The 18,858-nt window shown below is 38.1% G+C and carries 16 protein-coding genes; 14 read left to right on the plus strand and 2 right to left on the minus strand.

Annotation, left to right across the window (positions count from 1 at the left end):
- Window positions 1-198: 198 nt before the first annotated feature.
- Window positions 199-774, plus strand: coding sequence for an RNA-directed DNA polymerase (locus CVS89_RS09880; RefSeq protein WP_262367839.1), 576 nt, complete (start codon window positions 199-201; stop codon window positions 772-774).
- A gap of 858 nt (window positions 775-1,632) precedes the next feature.
- Here CVS89_RS09880 and CVS89_RS01285 read toward each other — a convergent pair.
- The gene (locus CVS89_RS01285) at window positions 1,633-2,475 is read right to left on the minus strand and encodes a DUF3737 family protein (protein ID WP_107848050.1); all 843 of its coding nucleotides are present in this window, start codon (window positions 2,473-2,475) and stop codon (window positions 1,633-1,635) included.
- A gap of 111 nt (window positions 2,476-2,586) precedes the next feature.
- Between CVS89_RS01285 and dcd the strand changes: the two genes are divergently transcribed.
- From dcd to CVS89_RS01340, 11 genes are all read left to right on the plus strand, one after another.
- Window positions 2,587-3,147, plus strand: a complete 561-nt coding sequence (gene dcd / locus CVS89_RS01290) for a dCTP deaminase (protein ID WP_107848051.1) — start codon at window positions 2,587-2,589, stop codon at window positions 3,145-3,147.
- Window positions 3,148-3,344: 197 nt separating this feature from the next.
- A complete protein-coding gene (locus CVS89_RS01295) occupies window positions 3,345-5,324 on the plus strand; it encodes a motility associated factor glycosyltransferase family protein (protein WP_107848052.1) in 1,980 nt (659 codons plus the stop codon).
- 2 nt (window positions 5,325-5,326) lie between these two features.
- Window positions 5,327-6,514, plus strand: a complete 1,188-nt coding sequence (locus CVS89_RS01300; RefSeq protein WP_107848053.1) for a UDP-N-acetylglucosamine 4,6-dehydratase — start codon at window positions 5,327-5,329, stop codon at window positions 6,512-6,514.
- Window positions 6,501-7,652, plus strand: a complete 1,152-nt coding sequence (locus CVS89_RS01305; RefSeq protein ID WP_107848054.1) for a LegC family aminotransferase — start codon at window positions 6,501-6,503, stop codon at window positions 7,650-7,652. The genes CVS89_RS01300 and CVS89_RS01305 overlap by 14 nt, the downstream gene beginning before the upstream one ends.
- Before the next feature lie 11 nt (window positions 7,653-7,663).
- Window positions 7,664-8,266: a NeuD/PglB/VioB family sugar acetyltransferase gene (locus CVS89_RS01310; RefSeq protein WP_107848155.1), complete on the plus strand. Its 603-nt coding sequence runs from the start codon at window positions 7,664-7,666 to the stop codon at window positions 8,264-8,266.
- Between the two features lie 24 nt (window positions 8,267-8,290).
- The gene (gene neuB / locus CVS89_RS01315; protein ID WP_107848055.1) at window positions 8,291-9,292 is read left to right on the plus strand and encodes an N-acetylneuraminate synthase; all 1,002 of its coding nucleotides are present in this window, start codon (window positions 8,291-8,293) and stop codon (window positions 9,290-9,292) included.
- Entirely contained in the window at window positions 9,289-10,449 is a 1,161-nt protein-coding gene (gene neuC, locus CVS89_RS01320) for a UDP-N-acetylglucosamine 2-epimerase (protein ID WP_107848056.1), read from the plus strand. Before neuB ends, neuC begins: the two co-directional genes overlap by 4 nt.
- Window positions 10,446-11,492, plus strand: coding sequence for a nucleotidyltransferase family protein (locus tag CVS89_RS01325; RefSeq protein WP_103571442.1), 1,047 nt, complete (start codon window positions 10,446-10,448; stop codon window positions 11,490-11,492). Before neuC ends, CVS89_RS01325 begins: the two co-directional genes overlap by 4 nt.
- A gap of 13 nt (window positions 11,493-11,505) precedes the next feature.
- Window positions 11,506-12,408 (plus strand): Gfo/Idh/MocA family protein, encoded by a 903-nt coding sequence (locus CVS89_RS01330; protein ID WP_107848057.1) that lies wholly within the window; start codon window positions 11,506-11,508, stop codon window positions 12,406-12,408.
- On the plus strand, window positions 12,401-13,108 hold the full coding sequence (locus CVS89_RS01335) for a cytidylyltransferase domain-containing protein (protein ID WP_107848058.1): 708 nt from the start codon (window positions 12,401-12,403) through the stop codon (window positions 13,106-13,108). The genes CVS89_RS01330 and CVS89_RS01335 overlap by 8 nt, the downstream gene beginning before the upstream one ends.
- Window positions 13,095-13,865, plus strand: a complete 771-nt coding sequence (locus tag CVS89_RS01340; RefSeq protein ID WP_107848059.1) for an oxidoreductase — start codon at window positions 13,095-13,097, stop codon at window positions 13,863-13,865. The genes CVS89_RS01335 and CVS89_RS01340 overlap by 14 nt, the downstream gene beginning before the upstream one ends.
- Before the next feature lie 276 nt (window positions 13,866-14,141).
- On the opposite strand, the gene CVS89_RS01345 is transcribed toward CVS89_RS01340, so the two are convergent.
- Complete coding sequence (locus tag CVS89_RS01345; RefSeq protein ID WP_103571446.1) at window positions 14,142-15,641, minus strand: flagellin B; 1,500 nt, start codon at window positions 15,639-15,641, stop codon at window positions 14,142-14,144.
- A gap of 201 nt (window positions 15,642-15,842) precedes the next feature.
- Here CVS89_RS01345 and topA point away from each other — a divergent pair, with 201 nt between their 5' ends.
- Entirely contained in the window at window positions 15,843-17,957 is a 2,115-nt protein-coding gene (gene topA / locus CVS89_RS01350) for a type I DNA topoisomerase (protein WP_107848060.1), read from the plus strand.
- A 59-nt stretch (window positions 17,958-18,016) separates the two neighbouring features.
- Window positions 18,017-18,736: a leucine-rich repeat domain-containing protein gene (locus tag CVS89_RS01355; RefSeq protein WP_107848061.1), complete on the plus strand. Its 720-nt coding sequence runs from the start codon at window positions 18,017-18,019 to the stop codon at window positions 18,734-18,736.
- Window positions 18,737-18,858 lie beyond the last annotated feature (122 nt).

Raw genomic sequence — 18,858 nt, forward strand, 5'->3', positions numbered from 1 at the left:
AATTGGTGGGAACAAGTAGAACAGCAGCCTATTTTGCTTTCACTGGAGTATGACTTCGTTTTTGATACGGATGTGGCAGATTGTTATGGCTCAATATATACACATTCGATTGCTTGAGCAGTGGAGAGGAAAACAATTGCAAAATCACAGTAAGGAAGAAACAATAAGGGTTTACTGGGAAATATCATTGATACAAGTATTCAAAATGCACAATATAAACAGACCAATGGTATTCCGCAAGGTTCCGTGTTAATGGACTTTATTGCTGAAATTGTATTGGGATATATAGATAGAATATTGGGCGTTACTCTTCAAAGGCAGGGTATTGTAGACTATAAAATCCTTCGCTATCGCGATGATTATCGGATATTTGTTAATAACTCTAATGATGGAGAAATGGTTTTAAAATTACTTTCTGAAATTATGATGCCTTTTGGATTGAAATTAAATGCAAGCAAAACAAAAGGGAGTCAAGATATTATTACTCAATCAATAAAAAAGGATAAGTTAGCTTGGTTATTTATTCCAAAAAATTATCGAATCGGTTTACAGAAGCAACTATTGCTTATTAGACAGCATGGTATTAATTATACTAATTCTGCTAGCTTAGTTACAGCATTAAACAAATTTGATAAAAAGATAGAAAAAATTAGAAATAAAAAAGTAAAAATACGAAATGTAGAGCAGCTTATTAGTATTGCACAACAGATATTGCATATAGTAACCCAAAGGCAGTACCAGTATGTTGTGCAATTATTAGTAAATTACTTCTAGAATTAGATGACAATAAAAATATATCTTTATTGGTTTACAGAAAATTAAGCAAAATGTCTAATTCTGGTTTTGCACAAATTTGGCTACAAAGAATGTTAAAAGAAAATTTAAATGAATTTAAATTTTCCGAAAAAATATGTAAATTACAAAATTGCCACATAAATCTATGGAATTATAGTTGGGTAAAGGGCAATGATATGTTAAATATACTGAACAATACACCTATTTTTCTCCAATCTGAATTTGATAAACTAGATAGCGTTATTTCAAATAATGAGATTGATCTTTTTGAGTATTACTAAATAAATGTAAATTTAAGTAATCCAGCCATCTAGAGCAGTCGCACGCATTCAAGATATGTAAAACTCTAATATTTTAGATTAAGGCAAGCGCTTTAAAACTAACATGAAAACACTTTTAAACCCATTTTGTTTACTTTTGTACGAGTAGCAATACCGTATCTCATTTTTAAAAAGCGTTTGCGAAATGGGTTAAAGTCTATCCATTAAAATTGACCTTACAATATCGTTTTTGGTGATCTGCCAAAAAAAACAATTTATAATTAATGTTTTAAAGTTAGATTTTTTATCAGAACAGTATTATCAAAAAGATCAATATATAAATTGTGCTCATAGAATGATAAAACTTTTAGCCAACGAACATTTGTTAAAACCATCTATCGATTATATGCATAGTTTTTAGTATTTAACACTTTTATCGGTCATATAAAATCAATTTTAAAATTTTATAAATTTCATATTACTTTATAGGTGTAAAACCTATTAGATCTCAAATTTTAAAAAATTATTTACATAATATCTCACCTTTAAAAATTTTAGTTATAAAACAAATACTTAACTAAATTTCATCCGTGATGATCTCTATCTTGCTTGCATCAACCAAGCTGCCGTCTATGATGATCTCCTCTATCTTGCCAGCTCTTATGACGCCACTTTTTGGATTTTTCACACTTTTTATCGCGCTTTTGGTGCTCACATCGACGCTTGAATACTCAAAAGCAAGGCTTGTATCCATAAAAATGCAATCTTTTACAACCAAATTTTCTACGTAGCAAAGTGCTTGCAAGCTCTTTATCGTGCAGTTTATGAGTGTCACATTTTTCGCGTTCCAGGCCAGGTATTCGCCTGAGATGAGGCAGTTTTGCGCAACCACGTTTTCGCAGTTCCAAAAGGCGTCTTTTGAGATGAGCTTTGAGTTTGTGATGCGAAGGTTTTTGCAGCTATCAAAGCAGTAGTTGCCGTCCAAGCTTAGCCCATCAATCTCTAAATTTTCGCTATTTGCCCCGAAGTAATCCCCTTTTGCAAAGACGTTTTTTATCTTCGCTTCTGCGCACCCCCAAAGTGTCTCGCTAGCGTCTGAGAAATTTACATTTTCGAGCAAAATTTGCGAGCTTTTTCTAAAGCTTTTTGGAGCGTTTATGAGCACGTCTTTGAAGCTTAAATTTTTGCTGTACCACATGCCAGCTCTTGCTAGAGGCTCGAGATAGCCGCCATTTAGCGTGATGTCGCTTGCGTACCAAAGTGGATATTTGTAGGCAAAAACGCACTCATTTAGCTTTAAATTTGAGCTGTGCTTTAGTGGTGACTCACCATCTTCAAAGATGCAGTTAGTAAAATTTATCCCCTTTGCCCCAAATATCGCGCGTTCTCCTGTGAAAATTTCTGCATTTCTCTCTTGCATTTTTGTCCTTTATTAAATTTCTCTCAAAATTATACTAGTTTTACTGCAAAGTGCCATTAAATTTACTTTAAAGACGCAAAGCGTTATAATCGCCCCAAAAAAGGAGCAAAAATGGGTTTAAAAGCAGACTCTTGGATAAGGAAAATGTCGGTTGAGAAGAGCATGATCGTGCCATTTGCCGAGGAGCAAGTGGGGCGCGGTGTCGTTAGCTACGGCGTTTCTAGCTACGGCTATGATATCCGCGTGGGCGATGAGTTTAAAATTTTCACAAACATAGGCGGAACCGTCGTTGATCCAAAGAATTTTGATGAGAAAAATGTGGTTGATTTTAAGGGCGATGTCTGCATCGTGCCGCCAAACTCTTTTGCTTTGGCACGCACGGTCGAGTACTTTAACATGCCTGATAACGTGCTAGCGATATGCCTTGGCAAGAGCACATACGCAAGGTGCGGCATCATCGTAAATGTCACACCTTTTGAGCCGGGATTTAAGGGGCATATCACGATAGAGATCTCAAACACGACGCCACTTCCTGCGAAGATCTACGCAAATGAGGGGATCGCGCAGGTGCTATTTATCGAAGGTGATGAGCCTTGCGAGGTAACGTATGCTGATAAAAACGGCAAATACCAAGCCCAAGAAGGCATCACGCTGCCTAGAATTTTAAAATAAATTTCATGCCTTTGCGACTTTGCAAAGGCTAAATTTATCTCCCACTTTTTACGAAAAACCCTAAACAATAACGAAATTTTGACGAAATAGAAGCTAGAAAGAGCAGAGCTTTGATAAATAAATTTTAAATTTGGCACAGCTTTTGCTTAAAAATTTATAAACTAGCTCATAAATCAAGCTCAAATATAAGGATATACATGACAGAGAAAAAAGATAAAAAAGTAGCTGCTAAGACAAAAGAAACAAAGCTAAACGGTATAACAAATCCTATCTTTGAGAAGAATCTTCAAGCACTATTTCAGCAAGATGAAGTTTTGGCTGCTAGGCTATTTAGTATGACATCACAAAATAAATATGAGATAGTTTTAGGGAAAAATGATCCTTTGGATATAAATATCATAAACAAAGAGACGTCTGAATCCATATATGAAAATCCTGTCGAAGAGACATATAAGATGCTTGATGAGATAGAAAAAAAATACAAAAGATACCCAGGTCTTTTTTTCTATGGTCTTGGAAATGGTGTATTTTATAAAGCTCTAGCAAAAAATAAGACTCATAAAAGCATTGCTATCATTGAGCCAGAGATCGAAATAATTTATAGCGTTTTAAATTTGATCGATCTATCTGAAGAGTTAGAAAAAGAGCAGATAGTGCTATTTTTCTCAGAATTTACAACTCACACACAGTTTCACTATCTTATAGTAAACGCTGAGTTAGAACCCTACTCAAAGACATACAATTTAATAATACACTCTAAATTTTATGATCAATTTTCAGATGACTATATAGATATAAATAAAAAATTTGCAGAGGCATTTTCTCATATAGTTATAGCCCATGGCAACTCTATAGATGATCTTTTGATAGGCACAAGGCAAAATATAGAAAATTTACCAGAGATGTTTAAAAATTATTGCTACCATGATCTAATCAAAAAGAGGCATAAGCTAGTTGATACAGCCATAATTGTCTCTACTGGCCCAAGTTTAGACAAGCAGCTAGAGACACTTAAAAAATTTGCACCTTATGTAAGTATTATAAGTGTCGATGCTTCATACCCCATACTTGCTAGAAATGGTATAAAGCCTGACTACGTAACATCGATTGAACGCATGATACCAACATCTACTTTTTTTGAAAAAAAACACCCAGATGTTGATGAAGATATATATTTTGTTATTTCTTCGGTGACCCATACACAAAGCGTAAAAAATATATTACCAAGACGCTTAGTGCTTACCATGAAGCCACAACATGAAGAGAAGATGTTCGGTTTAAAAAAATATGGCTATTTAGGAGTAGGACATAGTTGTGCAAACATGGCTTATCAGTTGGCCTATGTGTTAGGACATAAAAATATTGTTTTTATAGGTCAGGATCTTGCTTTTGGCAAAGATGGAGCAAGTCATGCAAAAGGTCATACTATAGCTCAGCCAGATGAAAATTTATATATCACAGCTTATGGTGGCGAAGGAGAAGTACGAACAACTTATGTTTGGACGCTATTTAAAAATCAGTTTGAAAATGATATTGAGCAGTCCAAACTCGAAAATATAACTTCGTATAACTGTACTGAAGGTGGTGCAAGAATAGAAGGAACTATAGAAAGACCATTTTTGGAGGTTATGAGAGAGCTTTGTGTGGATAAAAAAGAAAAGAAACTGCCTCACATACCAAAAAATAGTGAAAAAACAACAAATAACGATATGCTAAAAGCCTATAAAGTAATACAAGAAAAGATAAAAATGCAAACCTTTTTGAAGAAAGAGCTTGAAAAAGTATTTTTAGAAGTTACTCCTAGGATAGATGAGTTAAATTTACTAAGAGAACAAGACAAGATAACTCAAAAGCATTTTGATGAACTTTTAAAAATAGTCAAGAAAGTAGATAAAGCCAAAGACTTTATATCAAAAAGAAAGTATATGAAATACATACAAAATGTTTTTATGATATCGGTTTTCTACCAGGAGCTAGAGCTTGCTAAAATTTCTGTAGCACCTAGCGATACGAACAAAGAAAAAATAGATAAGTTATTTGAATGGGCAAATGCTCATAAATACTGGCTATTTTCGGCAGCTGGTGGCATAAATGCTGATATAGAAACAACAAAAGAAGCCTCTAAGCCTCTTATAAAAGAGCTTAAAAAACGTGGAATATTTCCAAAAGAAGACTAAAAATGGATATCTTAAGCTTAATAGGACGCACGAAAAATCTCTTTGAAGATGACATAAATGCACTTGATAAAGACCTAAAAGAGATAGTTTCAAGCTCAAGCTTTTTAGTTATCGGTGGGGCAGGATCTATAGGCTCTGCCGTGACAAAAGAGATTTTTATAAGAGACCCCAAAAAACTCTACATCGTTGATATCTCTGAAAACAACCTTGTCGAGCTAGTGCGTGACATAAGAAGCGAGTTTGGATATATAAGTGGCGACTTTAAAACTTTTGCCATAGATGTTGCAAGTGCCGAGTTTGACGCACTTTTGGCGCAAAGTGGTGGATTTGACTACGTGTTAAATTTATCAGCTCTAAAGCACGTTAGAAGCGAAAAAGACCCATTTACACTCATGAGGATGCTTGAAACAAACATCTTTAACACCGATAAAACGCTGGCTCAAGCTTCGGATATGAAGTCAAAAAAATATTTCTGCGTTAGCACTGACAAGGCCGCAAACCCTGTAAATTTAATGGGAGCTAGCAAGCGCATCATGGAGATGTTTGCGTTTAGGCACTCTTTAGAGATAGATGTTTCTATGGCTAGGTTCGCAAATGTAGCATTTAGCGACGGCTCGCTTCTTTTTGGCTTTCAAAAACGCATAGAAAAGGCTCAGCCCATAGTCGCTCCAAACGACGTCAGACGCTACTTTTTAACACCAAAAGAGAGCGGCGAGCTCTGCCTTTTAAGCACTATTTTTGGCGAAAATAGAGATATATTTTTCCCAAAATTAGATGAAAATTTAGACCTCATAACATTTAGCGAGATAGCCAAGCGATACTTGGCAAATTTAGGCTACGAGCCATTTTTATGTGAAAATGAGGAGGAGGCCAGAAAGCTTGCAAAAGTGCTTCCAAAAGATGGCTTTTACCCTTGTCTTTTTGCGCCTAGCGACACGACTGGAGAGAAGGACTACGAGGAGTTTTTCGTTGATGGCGAGAAGCTTGATATGCAAAGACTTCAAAATATCGGCATAGTTAAAAATGATGCAAATTTTGACAGCAAAAAGCTAGAAATTTTCAAAAACAATATCTTAAATTTAAAATTAAGCTTGACATGGAGCAAAGAGGATGTTTTGCGCGAGGTCTTCGAGCTCATACCAAATTTTATGCATAAAGAAACAGGAAAGTATCTCGATGAAAAAATGTGATTCTGACGAGGTTTTGAAATTTATAAAAAGCACTTTTGGCAAGGACAAAGTTCCGCTTCACGAGCCTAAATTTATAGGCAATGAGAAAAAATATCTACTTGAGTGCATCGACTCTAGCTTTGTCTCAAGTGTCGGCAAATTTGTCGATGAGTTTGAGAGCAAGCTAGCTCAAATGGTCGGTGCTAAATTTGCAGTTGCCACGACAAATGGCACCTCGGCGCTTCACATCTGCCTAAAACTAGCTGGCGTAGAGCAAAATGACGAAGTGATCACGCAGCCAGTTACTTTTATAGCCACTTGCAACGCCATTAGCTACCTTTTTGCAAAGCCGGTTTTCGTGGATGTTGATCTTGATACACTTGGTATGTCGCCAGCGTCACTTAGTGCGTTTTTGGAGAAAAATTGCGAGCTAAAAGGCGGCAAATGTATTAATAAAACTAGCGGCAGGATATTGCGAGCCTGCGTACCTATGCACACTTTTGGACTGCCTTGCAAGATAGATGAGATAGCTGAAATTTGTAAGCGTTGGAACATCGCTTTAGTAGAAGACTGCGCCGAGAGCCTTGGTAGCTACTATAAAGGCACTCATACGGGGAATTTTGGCAAGCTTGCAGCGATGAGCTTTAATGGCAATAAGATCGTCACAAGCGGAGGAGGCGGAGCTATCATCACAAACGACGAGGAGATAGCAAAGCACGCCAAATTTATCACCACAACGGCCAAGGTGCCACATCCTTTTGAGTATCGTCATAGCGAGATCGGCTACAACTACCGCTTGCCAAATTTAAATGCGGCCCTTCTTGTGGCGCAGCTTGAAAATTTGGAGCTATTTTTAAAGAGCAAACGCGAGCTTGCGATGATCTATAAAGAGTATTTTTCTAAATTTGATGATGTGAAATTTATAGATGAGCCAGCGGAAGCTAGGTCAAATTTTTGGCTAAATGCGGTGCTCTTTGAAAGCCGTGAAAAGAGAGATGAGTTTTTGAAATTTAGCAATGAAAATGGCGTTTTTACGCGTCCTATCTGGCAGCTTATGAACGAGCTTGATATGTTTAAAGACTGCCAAAGAGATGAGCTAAAAAACGCTAAATTTCTAAGCGATAGGATAGTAAATATCCCAAGTAGTGCAAGAGTTTAGCCGTGCAAGATATGGTTTTAGTAGGTGGTGGCGGGCACTGCAAAAGTGTGATAGATGTCATCGAGAGCGAAGCTAAATTTAATATAATTGGTATCATAGATACGGCAGAAAATATTGGCAAAAAGGTGCTTAGCTATGAGATCATCGGTAGCGATGATGATCTGGCTGAGATTTTTAAATCATGCAAAAATGCTGTGGTGACGGTTGGCCAGATAAAAAGTAGCGAGCCTAGAAAAAGACTGTTTGCACTGCTAAAAGAGATAGGTTTCATACTTCCAACCATAGTCTCACCGCTTGCGTATATCTCAAAGCATGCAAGTGTAGGTGAGGGAACGGTTGTGATGCATCATGCCTTGATCAACGCTGGCGCAAATGTCGGTAAAAACTGTATCATAAACACAAAAGCACTTGTTGAACATGACGCAACTATCGGTGATCACTGCCATATCTCAACAGCAAGTGTGGTAAATGGTGGCGTTGTTGTGCAAGATGGGATATTCTTTGGTAGCAATGCAACCAGCAAAGAGTATATCGTGATAGGCGAAAATTCTATCATAGGTGGCGGAACTAGCGTGATGAGAAGCTTGGAGAAAAACGCTTTTATAAAGGCGTAAAACTAGCATTTTAAAGGAAATTTGATGTCAAATAGGGTTTTTATCATAGCTGAGGCTGGGGTAAATCACAATGGCGATATAAATTTAGCTAAAAAACTGATCGACGTGGCAGCCAAAGCCGGCGCTGATGCAGTGAAATTTCAGACTTTTAAGGCTCAAAATCTTGTTTCAAAAAACGCACAAAAGGCTAGCTATCAAAAAGAAACTACCGATAAAAATGAAAGCCAGTTTGAGATGATAAAAAAGCTTGAACTAGATGAGATCACGCATAAAGAGCTTATAGCCTACTGCAAGCAAAAAAATATCACTTTTCTCTCAACTCCTTTTGATAGCGACAGCATAAAGCTTCTTGATGAGTTGGGGCTTAGCACATTTAAGATCCCAAGTGGCGAGATAACAAATTTACCTTATCTTAGGCAGATAGGTGGGCTTAATAAAAAGATCATTCTCTCAACTGGCATGGCAAATTTAGGCGAGGTGGAAGCCGCGATAGAAACACTTGTAAAAAGTGGCACGAAACATGAAAAAATAAGCCTTCTTCATGCAAACACGCAGTATCCAACGCCAATGGAGGATGTAAATTTAAAGGCGATGATAACTCTTAAAAATGCCTTTGGGCTTGAAGTCGGATATAGCGATCATACCCTTGGTATCGAGGTTGATATCGCAGCGGTTGCCATGGGCGCAAAGATCATAGAAAAGCACTTTACGCTTGATAAGAGCTTGCCTGGACCTGATCACAAGGCTAGCCTTGAGCCAGATGAGCTAGCGGCTATGGTTAGGGCTATTAGAAATATCGAGCTAGCGCTTGGAGACGGACTAAAGCATTTTAGCAAAAGTGAGAGCGAAAATATCAAAATAGCTAGAAAGTCGATCGTGGCAAAACGAGATATAAAAAAGGGTGAAATTTTTAGCGAGCAAAATATCTGCGTAAAACGCCCAGGAGACGGCATAAATCCTATGAGGTGGGATGAGGTGATCGGGCAAATTTCACAAAAAGACTATAAACAAGATGAACTGATATGAGAAAAATTTGTGTAGTGACAAGCACTAGAGCTGAATATGGCCTGCTTTACTGGCTCTTAAAAGAGATAAAAGCAGATAGCGAGCTTAAGCTTCAGCTTATTGTCACTGGTATGCACCTAAGCCCTGAGTTTGGACTAACATACAAAGAGATAGAAAAAGAATTTAAGATAGATAAAAAGATAGAAATTTTAAGTAGTTCTCATACAAGTCTTGATATTTGCGCTGAGATGGCAAGAGTTTATGAGAAATTTGCTCCGGCACTAGCCGAGCTTAAGCCTGATATATTGGTGCTTCTTGGTGATAGATATGAGATATTTGGTGTAGCAGGTGTCGCTAGTATCATGCAGATACCAATAGCACATATCCATGGCGGCGAGACCACACAAGGGGCGTTTGACGAGGCTTTTAGGCACAGTATAACAAAGATGAGCCATATACATTTTGCAGCCACAAATGAGTACGCAAACCGCATAATTCAGCTTGGCGAAGATTCCAGTAGAGTTTTTAATGTCGGCGGCCCTGGTATAGAAAATATAAAAAAGCTAAATTTATTAAACAAAGATGAGTTTGAAAAGTCTATAAAATTTAAGCTTGCTAAAAAAAATATCCTCATCACTTTTCATCCGGTGACACTTGAAAATAGGAGTGCAAGAGAGCAGTTTAATGAGCTTTTAAAAGCACTTGATGAACTAGAGGAAACAAATTTTGTCTTTACAAAAGCAAATAGCGACACAGATGGCGATGTGATAAATAAAATGATAGATGAGTATGTGAGCGAAAACCCACAAAAAGCAGTGGCTTTTGCATCGCTTGGACAGCTAAGATATCTAAGCGCGATAAAATTTGTTGATATCGTCCTAGGAAATAGCTCAAGTGGACTTTTGGAAGTTCCAAGCTTTAAAAAGGCCACCATAAATATAGGTGACCGTCAAAAAGGACGTGCTCGAGCTAGCAGTGTGATAGACGTTAGGCCTGTTAAAGAAGAAATTTTAGCTGCTATAAAAAGAGCGTATTCAAAAGAATTTGAGCAAACTTTAAAAGATACGATCAATCCTTATGATGGTGGCAATCCAAGCAAAAAAATGGTTAAAATTTTAAAAGAGATCAAGCTTGAAGGTATTTTGAAAAAGAAATTTTATGATATAGGTATAAAATGAGAATAGTAAACGATATAAAACTAAGTATAAATTCAACCATAAAAGATGCCTTGCAGACCATCAACAACGGAGGGCTTCAAATAGCCATCGTTGTTGATGAAAACGATGCTCTAGTAGGCACGGTAACAGACGGTGATATCAGACGCGGTTTGCTAAATGGACTAGACCTAAACAGTAGCGTCAGCCTCGTAGTACATAAGAGCCCAAGTATAGCAAGTGTTGGTGACACAAAAGAGTCTATTTTAAAGATAGCACTTGCTAAAAAACTTCATAAAATTCCATTGGTTGACGAGCTTGGCAAGCTTGTGGGCATAGAAGACATTGAAGATATTATTAAGCCAGTTGGCAAGACAAATAGAGTTATCCTAATGGTAGGAGGCCTTGGTACTAGACTAAGACCACTCACGCAAGATACGCCAAAGCCGATGCTAAAGGTTGGAAACAAGCCGATCCTTCAGACGATAGTTGAGAAATTTGCTGAGTATGGCTTTGTAAATATCACGATGTGCGTAAATTTTAATGCAAGTATCATTAGGGACTATTTTGGCGACGGAAAAGAATTTGGCGTAAATATCGACTATGTTTTAGAGCAAAAAAGGATGGGTACAGCAGGGGCGTTAAGCTTGCTAAAAGAGCGTCCAAGTGAGCCATTTTTTGTTATGAACGGCGATCTTCTTACAAATGTAAATTTCGAGCACATTTTTAACTACCACATGCTACATAAAGCCACAGCTACAATGTGTGTCAGAGAGTACGACTACGAGGTGCCTTACGGCGTGGTAAAGATGAATGATAATAAAATAACTGCTATCGCAGAAAAACCAGTGCAGAAATTTTTTGTAAGTGCTGGGATATATATGCTCTCACCTGAAATTTTAGATCTAATTCCACAAGATGAGTTTTATGATATGCCTACACTCTTTGAAAAGGCGATAGCTCAAGACAAAAATGTAATCTCCTTTCCGATACATGAGTATTGGATAGACATAGGACGTCTTGAAGAGTATCAAAAGGCAAATGAAGAATATGCAAAGATATTTTAATGAGATATTTTAGATGAAAGCTCTTATTATAGGCTACGGTTCAATCGGCAAAAGACACTGCGAGGTCTTAGAGACTTTAGTACAGATAGATGAAATTTGCCTAGTTACTAGCCAGGATGTGGCTGGTAAAGTGTGCTATAAAAACTTAGAAGAGGTTTCAAATTTAGACAAGTTTGACTACTTCGTCATAGCAACTCCCACATTTTTACATCTAGAAAATTTGAAATTTATAGATGAAAGAGTGAGTGGCAAGATCATACTTTGTGAAAAGCCATTGTTTGAAAAAAACTATAGTTTTACGCCTAAAAATAATAAAATTTTTGTAGGTTATGTGCTAAGGTTTCATCCGCTCTTACAAAAACTAAAAGAGTTTTTAGAAAACGAGAAAATTTTATATCTAAATGCCAATTGCGGTCAGCATCTACCAAGCTGGCGAAGTGGCGACTATAGAAAGTGCTATAGTGCTAGCAAAGAAAAAGGTGGCGGAGTCTTGTTAGATCTTAGTCATGAGCTAGACTATGCTATGTGGTTATGTGGCAAATTTGCAAGCATACAGAGTTTTCAGGGTAAAATTTCAAATTTAGAGATAACAAGCGATGATCTATGTATGGTTTTTGGTAGGACTAAAATGGATGCCATAGCAAATGTAAGTATCGACTATCTAAGCCATATAACGCATAGAAGCTTGCGGGTGGAGTGCGAAGGCTCTACATATGAGCTTGACTTTATAGCAGGCACACTTACTAAGCAAGATAGTAGTAAGCAAGTTTTCAATATGCCAAATTTGGCAAGAAATGAGATGTTTTTAGCTATGCATAAAGATGTTTTGGGTGAGCAAAAATATATTTGTAGCTTTGATGAGGGGTTAGATGTGATGGACGCGATAGATCAAATTCAAAGGCAAAATAATGAGTAATGTTTTATGTACGATATGTGCAAGAGGCGGTAGTAAGGGAGTTAAAGGCAAAAATGTTCGAGAGCTTTGCGGTAAGCCACTTATAGCTCACACCATAGAGCAGGCAATAGCATCAAATTTGTTTGAACATATAGTTATTAGCACAGATAGCGACCTGATAGCAGAAGCAGCTGTAAAGTACGGTGCGGAGGTCTTTTTTAAAAGAGATGCTACTATGGCTAGTGATACAGCAGGAAAGCTTGATGTTATAAAAGATGCTTTTTTAAAAAGTGAGGAACATTATGAACGTAAATTTGACTATGAGATCGACCTTGATGCTACATCTCCGCTTCGTGATGTAAGCGATATAACAAATTCTTTTGAGCAGTTTTTGCGTGATGATAATGACAACCTAATAACCGCTATGCCAAGCAGAAGAAGTCCATATTTTAACCTAGTTGAAATTTATCCAGATGGACACGTGGCACTTGCAAAAACTTTACCAAATGCTATTTTATGCCGTCAAGATGCACCAAAAACTTATGATATGAACGCTTCTATTTATATCTGGAAACGCGAAGTTTTGCTAAATAATGACACTTTATTTTTACCAAAAACTGGACTTTATGTGATGGACGAAGTTAGATCGATTGATATAGATTGTGAGCTTGATTTTAAATTTGTAGAGTTTTTAATGAAGGAAAAAAATGCTAACAGATAAGGTCGTAGTAGTTACTGGAGGAGCTGGTAGGATAGGAAGCGCTTTTATAAGAGCGATTGCTGGCCAAAACGGAGTTGGTGTGATAGCAGAGGTCGATACAAAAAGAGCAAATTTATTAAAAGATGAGATTACAAGCGCGCAAAAAGATGCGAGGATCGAGGTTTTGAAAATTGATATCAGTGATGCAAATTCTATTAATGAGGCTATAAATTTCTTGCACTCAAAGTATGGACACATAGATGCATTAGTAAATAATGCCTATCCAAAAAGTAAAAATTACGGTAAGAAATTTTTTGAGATAGATATGGATGATTTTAATGCCTTTTTAAATTTACATCTTGGTGGATACTTTAATATCTCGCAAAATTTCATTAAGTACTTCTTGGAACAAGGTCATGGTAATATCATAAACATCTCATCCATTCAAGGTATCGGAGCGCCTGCTTTTGAGACATACGAGGGGACAAATATGCACTCTCCAGTCGAATACACAGTCGTAAAACACGGTCTTCTTGGTATGACGAAATATATGGCAAAGATGTTTAAAAAAGATAATATCCGCGTAAATGCCATAAGCCCTGGAGGAATTTTAGATGGACAGCCTGAGCCATTTTTAAGCCAATATAAAAAGAGATGTGGCACAAAAGGTATGCTTGATGCAAATGATATATGTGGGGCTTTAGTGTATCTACTAAGTGACTCTTCAAAATATGTAAATGGACAAAATATCGTAGTTGATGATGGCTTTAGCCTATAAAAATATAAATAAAATAGTATAAATTTATCTAGTCTAAGCTAGATAAATTTATATATCGCTTTTTATACGCACTTTTTCTCATACTAAATTTTTACCAAGCAAGAGCTTGCTATTTATATTTTTTCTATTTTTACAATTTAACTTAATATGGAAAAATATCTAAAACCCCAAAGACTAGCTTTGGGGCTGGGGGTTTGCGTATTGTAAAAGCATTAACACATTAAGGCTTTGCTACTGCAACAAAGCCTTATTTAAAACTTAATTTAACTAACTACGTTATTGTAGTAGCTTCATTACGTTTTGTTGAACGCTGTTTGCTTGACTCATAGCATAAGCACCTGATTGAGCTAGGATGTTATGTTTTGAGAAGTTAGCAGACTCGCTAGCAAAATCTACGTCCCTGATTTGTGATTCTGCTGATTTTACGTTAACTTGAGTTACAGTTATGTTGTTAACTGTAGCTTGAAGTTGGTTTTGAACTGAACCAAGGTCTGAACGAACTTGATCAAGTGTTTTTTGAGCTGACTCAGCGATGTCCATAACAGCCATTGCGCCTTTTAGTGTCATTACACCAGCTGATTGAGCTACTGTAAGCACTTTAGTCATTCTTTGGAAGCCCATAGCACTAGCTAGTTTGCCGTCTATTTGACCTCTTACATCTCTTAAAGCAACTGAAGCTTGAGCACCACCTTTTGCTGAGAAAGCTTCTGACTCTAGTTTTAGAGCATCACCGCCAGCTGCGCCTTTTGCAGATAGCTTAATATCTCTACCATCAAGGCGAACAAGGTTGATACGACCAACGAAAACTTGGTCTTTTTTCATACCGATTGCTTTTGAGATATTATCACCTGAAACACTAAACGCACGACCGTCACGGCTTGTTAGAACCATTTTGCCTTCTGTGTTGATAGAAGCTTCAACACCTGTTTGATCTTTAACAGCGTTGATCGCATTTACTAGAGCGCCGTTGCTATCGTTTTCTTTTACATCAAGGTCGCCGATTTTAACGCCGTTGATAGCAAAGCTTTTGATAGATACGCTTACTATAGCAGTTGACATAGTTCTAGTTACATCAAATGTAGCTCTAATGCCTGTCTTATCAGATGTTTTGTTGATATTTTCAGCTAATTTACCAACACCAGTTCCAAGACCAGTTGATATCTTAGTAGAAGCTATACTAATATCATTTACACCATCAACGCTTAAGAATTTAAGGCTAACTTTATCTGTACCAGTTAAAAGTTTTGAACTCTCAAAACGTGTAAGACCGATCTTATCAGATGTAGTCGCACCAATACTTGCTTTAACAGTTTGGTTTGAATAAGCACCTATTTGGAACTCTTTATTAGAGAATGTTCCGTTTAGTAGTTGCTGACCGTTAAATGAAGTAGTGTTACCGATATTGTCAAGCTCCTCCATTAGACGAACGATATCAGCTTGCAATGCTTGGCGTGATTGAGTTGTTTGGCCGTCTTGAGCTGATTGAGTAGCTTTAGTCTTGATAGTGTCAAGAACTTTTAGCTGCTCGTCCATAGCTTTGTCGGCAACTTGAATGATACCAATAGCATCATTACCATTTGCAATAGCTTGACCTAGAGCTGAAGCTTGGCTTCTTAAGCTATCTGCGATAGATAGACCTGAAGCGTCATCTGCAGCTGTTTGAATTCTAAGACCAGAACTAAGTTTGTTAAGTGACTTAGATAGGTCAACGTTGTTGCTAACCGCGTTAGCGTGTGTGTTAAGTGCGTTTACGTTTGTGTTAATACGAAAACTCATTGTAAATCCTTTTATGTTTTAAGTTACGACTTCATGTCGCACGAAAACTATATCGATCGGTTTTTAAAAAAGTTTAGAGCTATGTATAAAAATTTTTTATAAAAACAAAAATTGCGCTCAATCTAAAAATTTTTCGCACGTTACACTCTAAAAAATTATTTCTGCTACAATTACGCCAAAAAATTCAAAGGCTATATATAAATGAAAAGCTTAATCATCGTAGAATCTCCTGCAAAAGCAAAGACTATCAAAAATTTCTTAGACAAAAGCTACAACGTCATCGCCTCAAAAGGCCACATCAGAGACCTGCCAAAAACGAGCTTTGGCATCAAGATAGAGGATGATAAATTTACCCCAGAGTATCGCATCAGCAGCGATCACTCCGCCATCGTAAAAGAGATAAAAGAGCTTGCTAAGGGTGCAGATGAAATTTATCTCGCGACCGACGAAGATAGAGAGGGTGAGGCGATCGCATTTCACATCGCAAATGCCATCGGCAAAGAGCCAACAAGTCTGCCTCGCATCGTCTTTCACGAGATCACCAAAAGTGCCATACAAAACGCTTTAAAAAGCCCAAGACACGTTGATATGAACAGCGTCAATGCCCAGCAAACAAGGCGCTTGCTTGACCGCATCGTTGGCTACAAGCTAAGCCCGCTTTTAAATTTAAAGATACAAAAGGGCTTAAGCGCTGGACGTGTGCAAAGTGCGGCGCTAAAGATAATAGTCGATCGCGAGCGCGAAATTCAGGCATTTAAACCAGTTGAGTACTACACTATCGACACCGTTTTTAAAAAAGATCTAGACGCCGAGCTAGTTAAATTTGAAAACCAAAAGATCGAAAAGCTCACTATCCAAAATCCAGACCGCGCAAAATATATCATTGAAAATTTACAAAATGAGAAATTTAGCGTCCGTGAGATCGAGAGTAAGGATAGAAAGATCCAGCCAAGTCCGCCATTTATGACTTCAACCCTTCAGCAAAGTGCGAGCAACCGCCTTGGCTTTAGCCCTAAAAAGACAATGATGATCGCTCAAAGTCTCTACGAGGGCGTCCAAACTCACGAGGGCTTCATGGGTGCGATCACTTACATGAGAACGGACAGCTTAAATTTAGCCAAAGAGGCCGTCGCAGCCGCTAGAGAGCACATCCTGCAAAACTACGGCAAAGAGTATCTGCCAGCCAAAGCGATAAGCTACACGACAAGCTCAAAAGGTGCGCAAGAAGCCCACGAAGCGATCCGCCCTACAAATTTAAACTTCACACCGCAAATCGCGGCTAAATTTTTAGAAAAAGACGCGCTCAAACTCTACACGCTCATCTACAATAGATTTTTAGCCTGCCAAATGAGCGCATGTGTAAGCCAAACGCAAAACGTCTATGTCGCAAGCGAAAAAGGCGAGTTTAAGATAAGCGGCAGAAAAGTGCTATTTGACGGCTTTTACAAGGTTTATGGCGAGCTTGATAAGGATAAAATTTTGCCAAATTTAAAAAAGGGCGACGAGATGAGTTTGCAAAGCATAAAAAGCACGCAAAACTTCACCGAGCCACCAGCTAGGTACTCTGAAGCTGGCCTTGTTAAAAAGCTAGAAAGCCTAGGCATCGGCCGCCCAAGCACCTACGCACCGACCATCTCGCTGCTAACATCAAGAGACTACGTGAGGATCGAGAAAAAGCAACTCATACCAAACGAGATCGCATTTAGCATGATAGGCGTTTTGGAGGAGCACTTTAGCAACATCGTCGATAGCGAATTTACCTCACATCTTGAAGAAAAGCTCGATGAGATCGCGCTTGACAAGGCTGACTGGCAAAAGGTGCTAAGCGACTTTTACTATCCATTTATGGAAAAAATTAGTGCTGGCAAAACTGGCATAAAAAGCCTAAAAACAGCCACTCCGATCGGCGAGAAGTGCCCAGAGTGTGGAAGCGAGCTAGTGCTTAGAAAGGGCAGATATGGCGAGTTTATCGCTTGCTCAAATTTTCCAAAATGCAAATACTCAAGAAACGTCGCAAAAGATAATGAAAAGAGCGCAGAAACTGGCACCACAACGGCAGCCAAGCCAAAACGCGAGCTTAAAAAGCTTGACGTGCCATGTCCAAAATGTGGCGGCGAGATCGTCGAGAGATTTAGCAGACGTGGTAAATTTTATGGATGTGCCAACTATCCAAAATGTGACTTCATCTCAAACTACGAGCCAGTCGCGCAAAAATGTGATGAGTGCGGCGGCGATATGATCAAAAAAGAGCTTAAAAAAGGTACATTTATAGAGTGCACAAAGTGTAAGAAAAAGACACTTATCTCTGAAAGTTAAAACTTCTAGTCAAATTTAAGCCCTTGAGCCTAAATTTAGCTTATAAATTTGGACTTTAAATGCCTGACATCATCACCCAAGTTAGCCAGTATAAAGGGCAAAAGAGCCTTGTGATAAACTGCACGCAGCTAGGAGATAGCTTCACGCCGCAGTATAAAACCGCCAAGCAAAAAAGAGCCGTGCTTGATGAGTGGTGCGACTTTTTAAGAAGCGAGCAAGAGGCATTTGATGAGCTTAGCTTTTGCACCAAAATGCCTCAAGAGCTCTTTGATGCGGTGTGCTGCCAAAGAAATTTAAAGAGCCTTCACATCAAATGGGGCTCGTATGAGAGCCTTGACGCGCTGGCAAATCTTTCTAACCTAAAGAGCCTTTTTATCGGCTCAGGAGCCAGCGTAAAAAGCATCGCACCGATCGCGACGCTTACTGGACTTGAAAGCCTTGCGGTGGAGAATTTTCAAAAGATAAGCGACTACTCTGCGTTTTCAAATTTGCAAAATTTAAAGAGCCTAGAGATCAGCGGAGACGGACTTTCGCCTAAATTTATCCACATAGAAAGCCTAGAGTTTTTACGCCAGATGCCTGGGCTAACCAGCCTTGTGATCTTGGTGGCTAGGCTAAAAAGCAAGGACTACTCGCCTATCTTATCTCTAAAATCCCTCACCCACCTTAGCCTGCCGCCACAGCACGCACTTTTTGGACTTTTTGACGAGCTTAGCGCTTTGCCAAATTTAAAAACAGGTCTTTTAAAAGAGAGAGCGGAAATTTATAAGAAAAGATGATGCTATAAAATTTAAATTTTTCGCATAGTTTTTAATAAATTTGTCAGAAATTTTCTAAAATAAAATGCATGCAGTGCACCAGCACCATTGCATGCCACCTCTAACGTTGTCGGGGTTAGGGG

Origin of the sequence: Campylobacter concisus, assembly GCF_003048615.2 — a bacterium.
Classification (GTDB): Bacteria; Campylobacterota; Campylobacteria; order Campylobacterales; family Campylobacteraceae; genus Campylobacter_A; species Campylobacter_A concisus_C.

Bases quoted from the DNA above. Each gene is read 5' to 3' on its own strand.
- CVS89_RS01285 (WP_107848050.1), bottom strand. From the start codon at position 2,475: ATGCAAGAGAGAAATGCAGAAATTTTCACAGGAGAACGCGCGATATTT.
- dcd (WP_107848051.1), top strand. From the start codon at position 2,587: ATGGGTTTAAAAGCAGACTCTTGGATAAGGAAAATGTCGGTTGAGAAG.
- CVS89_RS01295 (WP_107848052.1), top strand. From the start codon at position 3,345: ATGACAGAGAAAAAAGATAAAAAAGTAGCTGCTAAGACAAAAGAAACA.
- CVS89_RS01300 (WP_107848053.1), top strand. From the start codon at position 5,327: ATGGATATCTTAAGCTTAATAGGACGCACGAAAAATCTCTTTGAAGAT.
- CVS89_RS01305 (WP_107848054.1), top strand. From the start codon at position 6,501: ATGAAAAAATGTGATTCTGACGAGGTTTTGAAATTTATAAAAAGCACT.
- CVS89_RS01310 (WP_107848155.1), top strand. From the start codon at position 7,664: ATGGTTTTAGTAGGTGGTGGCGGGCACTGCAAAAGTGTGATAGATGTC.
- neuB (WP_107848055.1), top strand. From the start codon at position 8,291: ATGTCAAATAGGGTTTTTATCATAGCTGAGGCTGGGGTAAATCACAAT.
- neuC (WP_107848056.1), top strand. From the start codon at position 9,289: ATGAGAAAAATTTGTGTAGTGACAAGCACTAGAGCTGAATATGGCCTG.
- CVS89_RS01325 (WP_103571442.1), top strand. From the start codon at position 10,446: ATGAGAATAGTAAACGATATAAAACTAAGTATAAATTCAACCATAAAA.
- CVS89_RS01330 (WP_107848057.1), top strand. From the start codon at position 11,506: ATGAAAGCTCTTATTATAGGCTACGGTTCAATCGGCAAAAGACACTGC.
- CVS89_RS01335 (WP_107848058.1), top strand. From the start codon at position 12,401: ATGAGTAATGTTTTATGTACGATATGTGCAAGAGGCGGTAGTAAGGGA.
- CVS89_RS01340 (WP_107848059.1), top strand. From the start codon at position 13,095: ATGCTAACAGATAAGGTCGTAGTAGTTACTGGAGGAGCTGGTAGGATA.
- CVS89_RS01345 (WP_103571446.1), bottom strand. From the start codon at position 15,641: ATGAGTTTTCGTATTAACACAAACGTAAACGCACTTAACACACACGCT.
- topA (WP_107848060.1), top strand. From the start codon at position 15,843: ATGAAAAGCTTAATCATCGTAGAATCTCCTGCAAAAGCAAAGACTATC.
- CVS89_RS01355 (WP_107848061.1), top strand. From the start codon at position 18,017: ATGCCTGACATCATCACCCAAGTTAGCCAGTATAAAGGGCAAAAGAGC.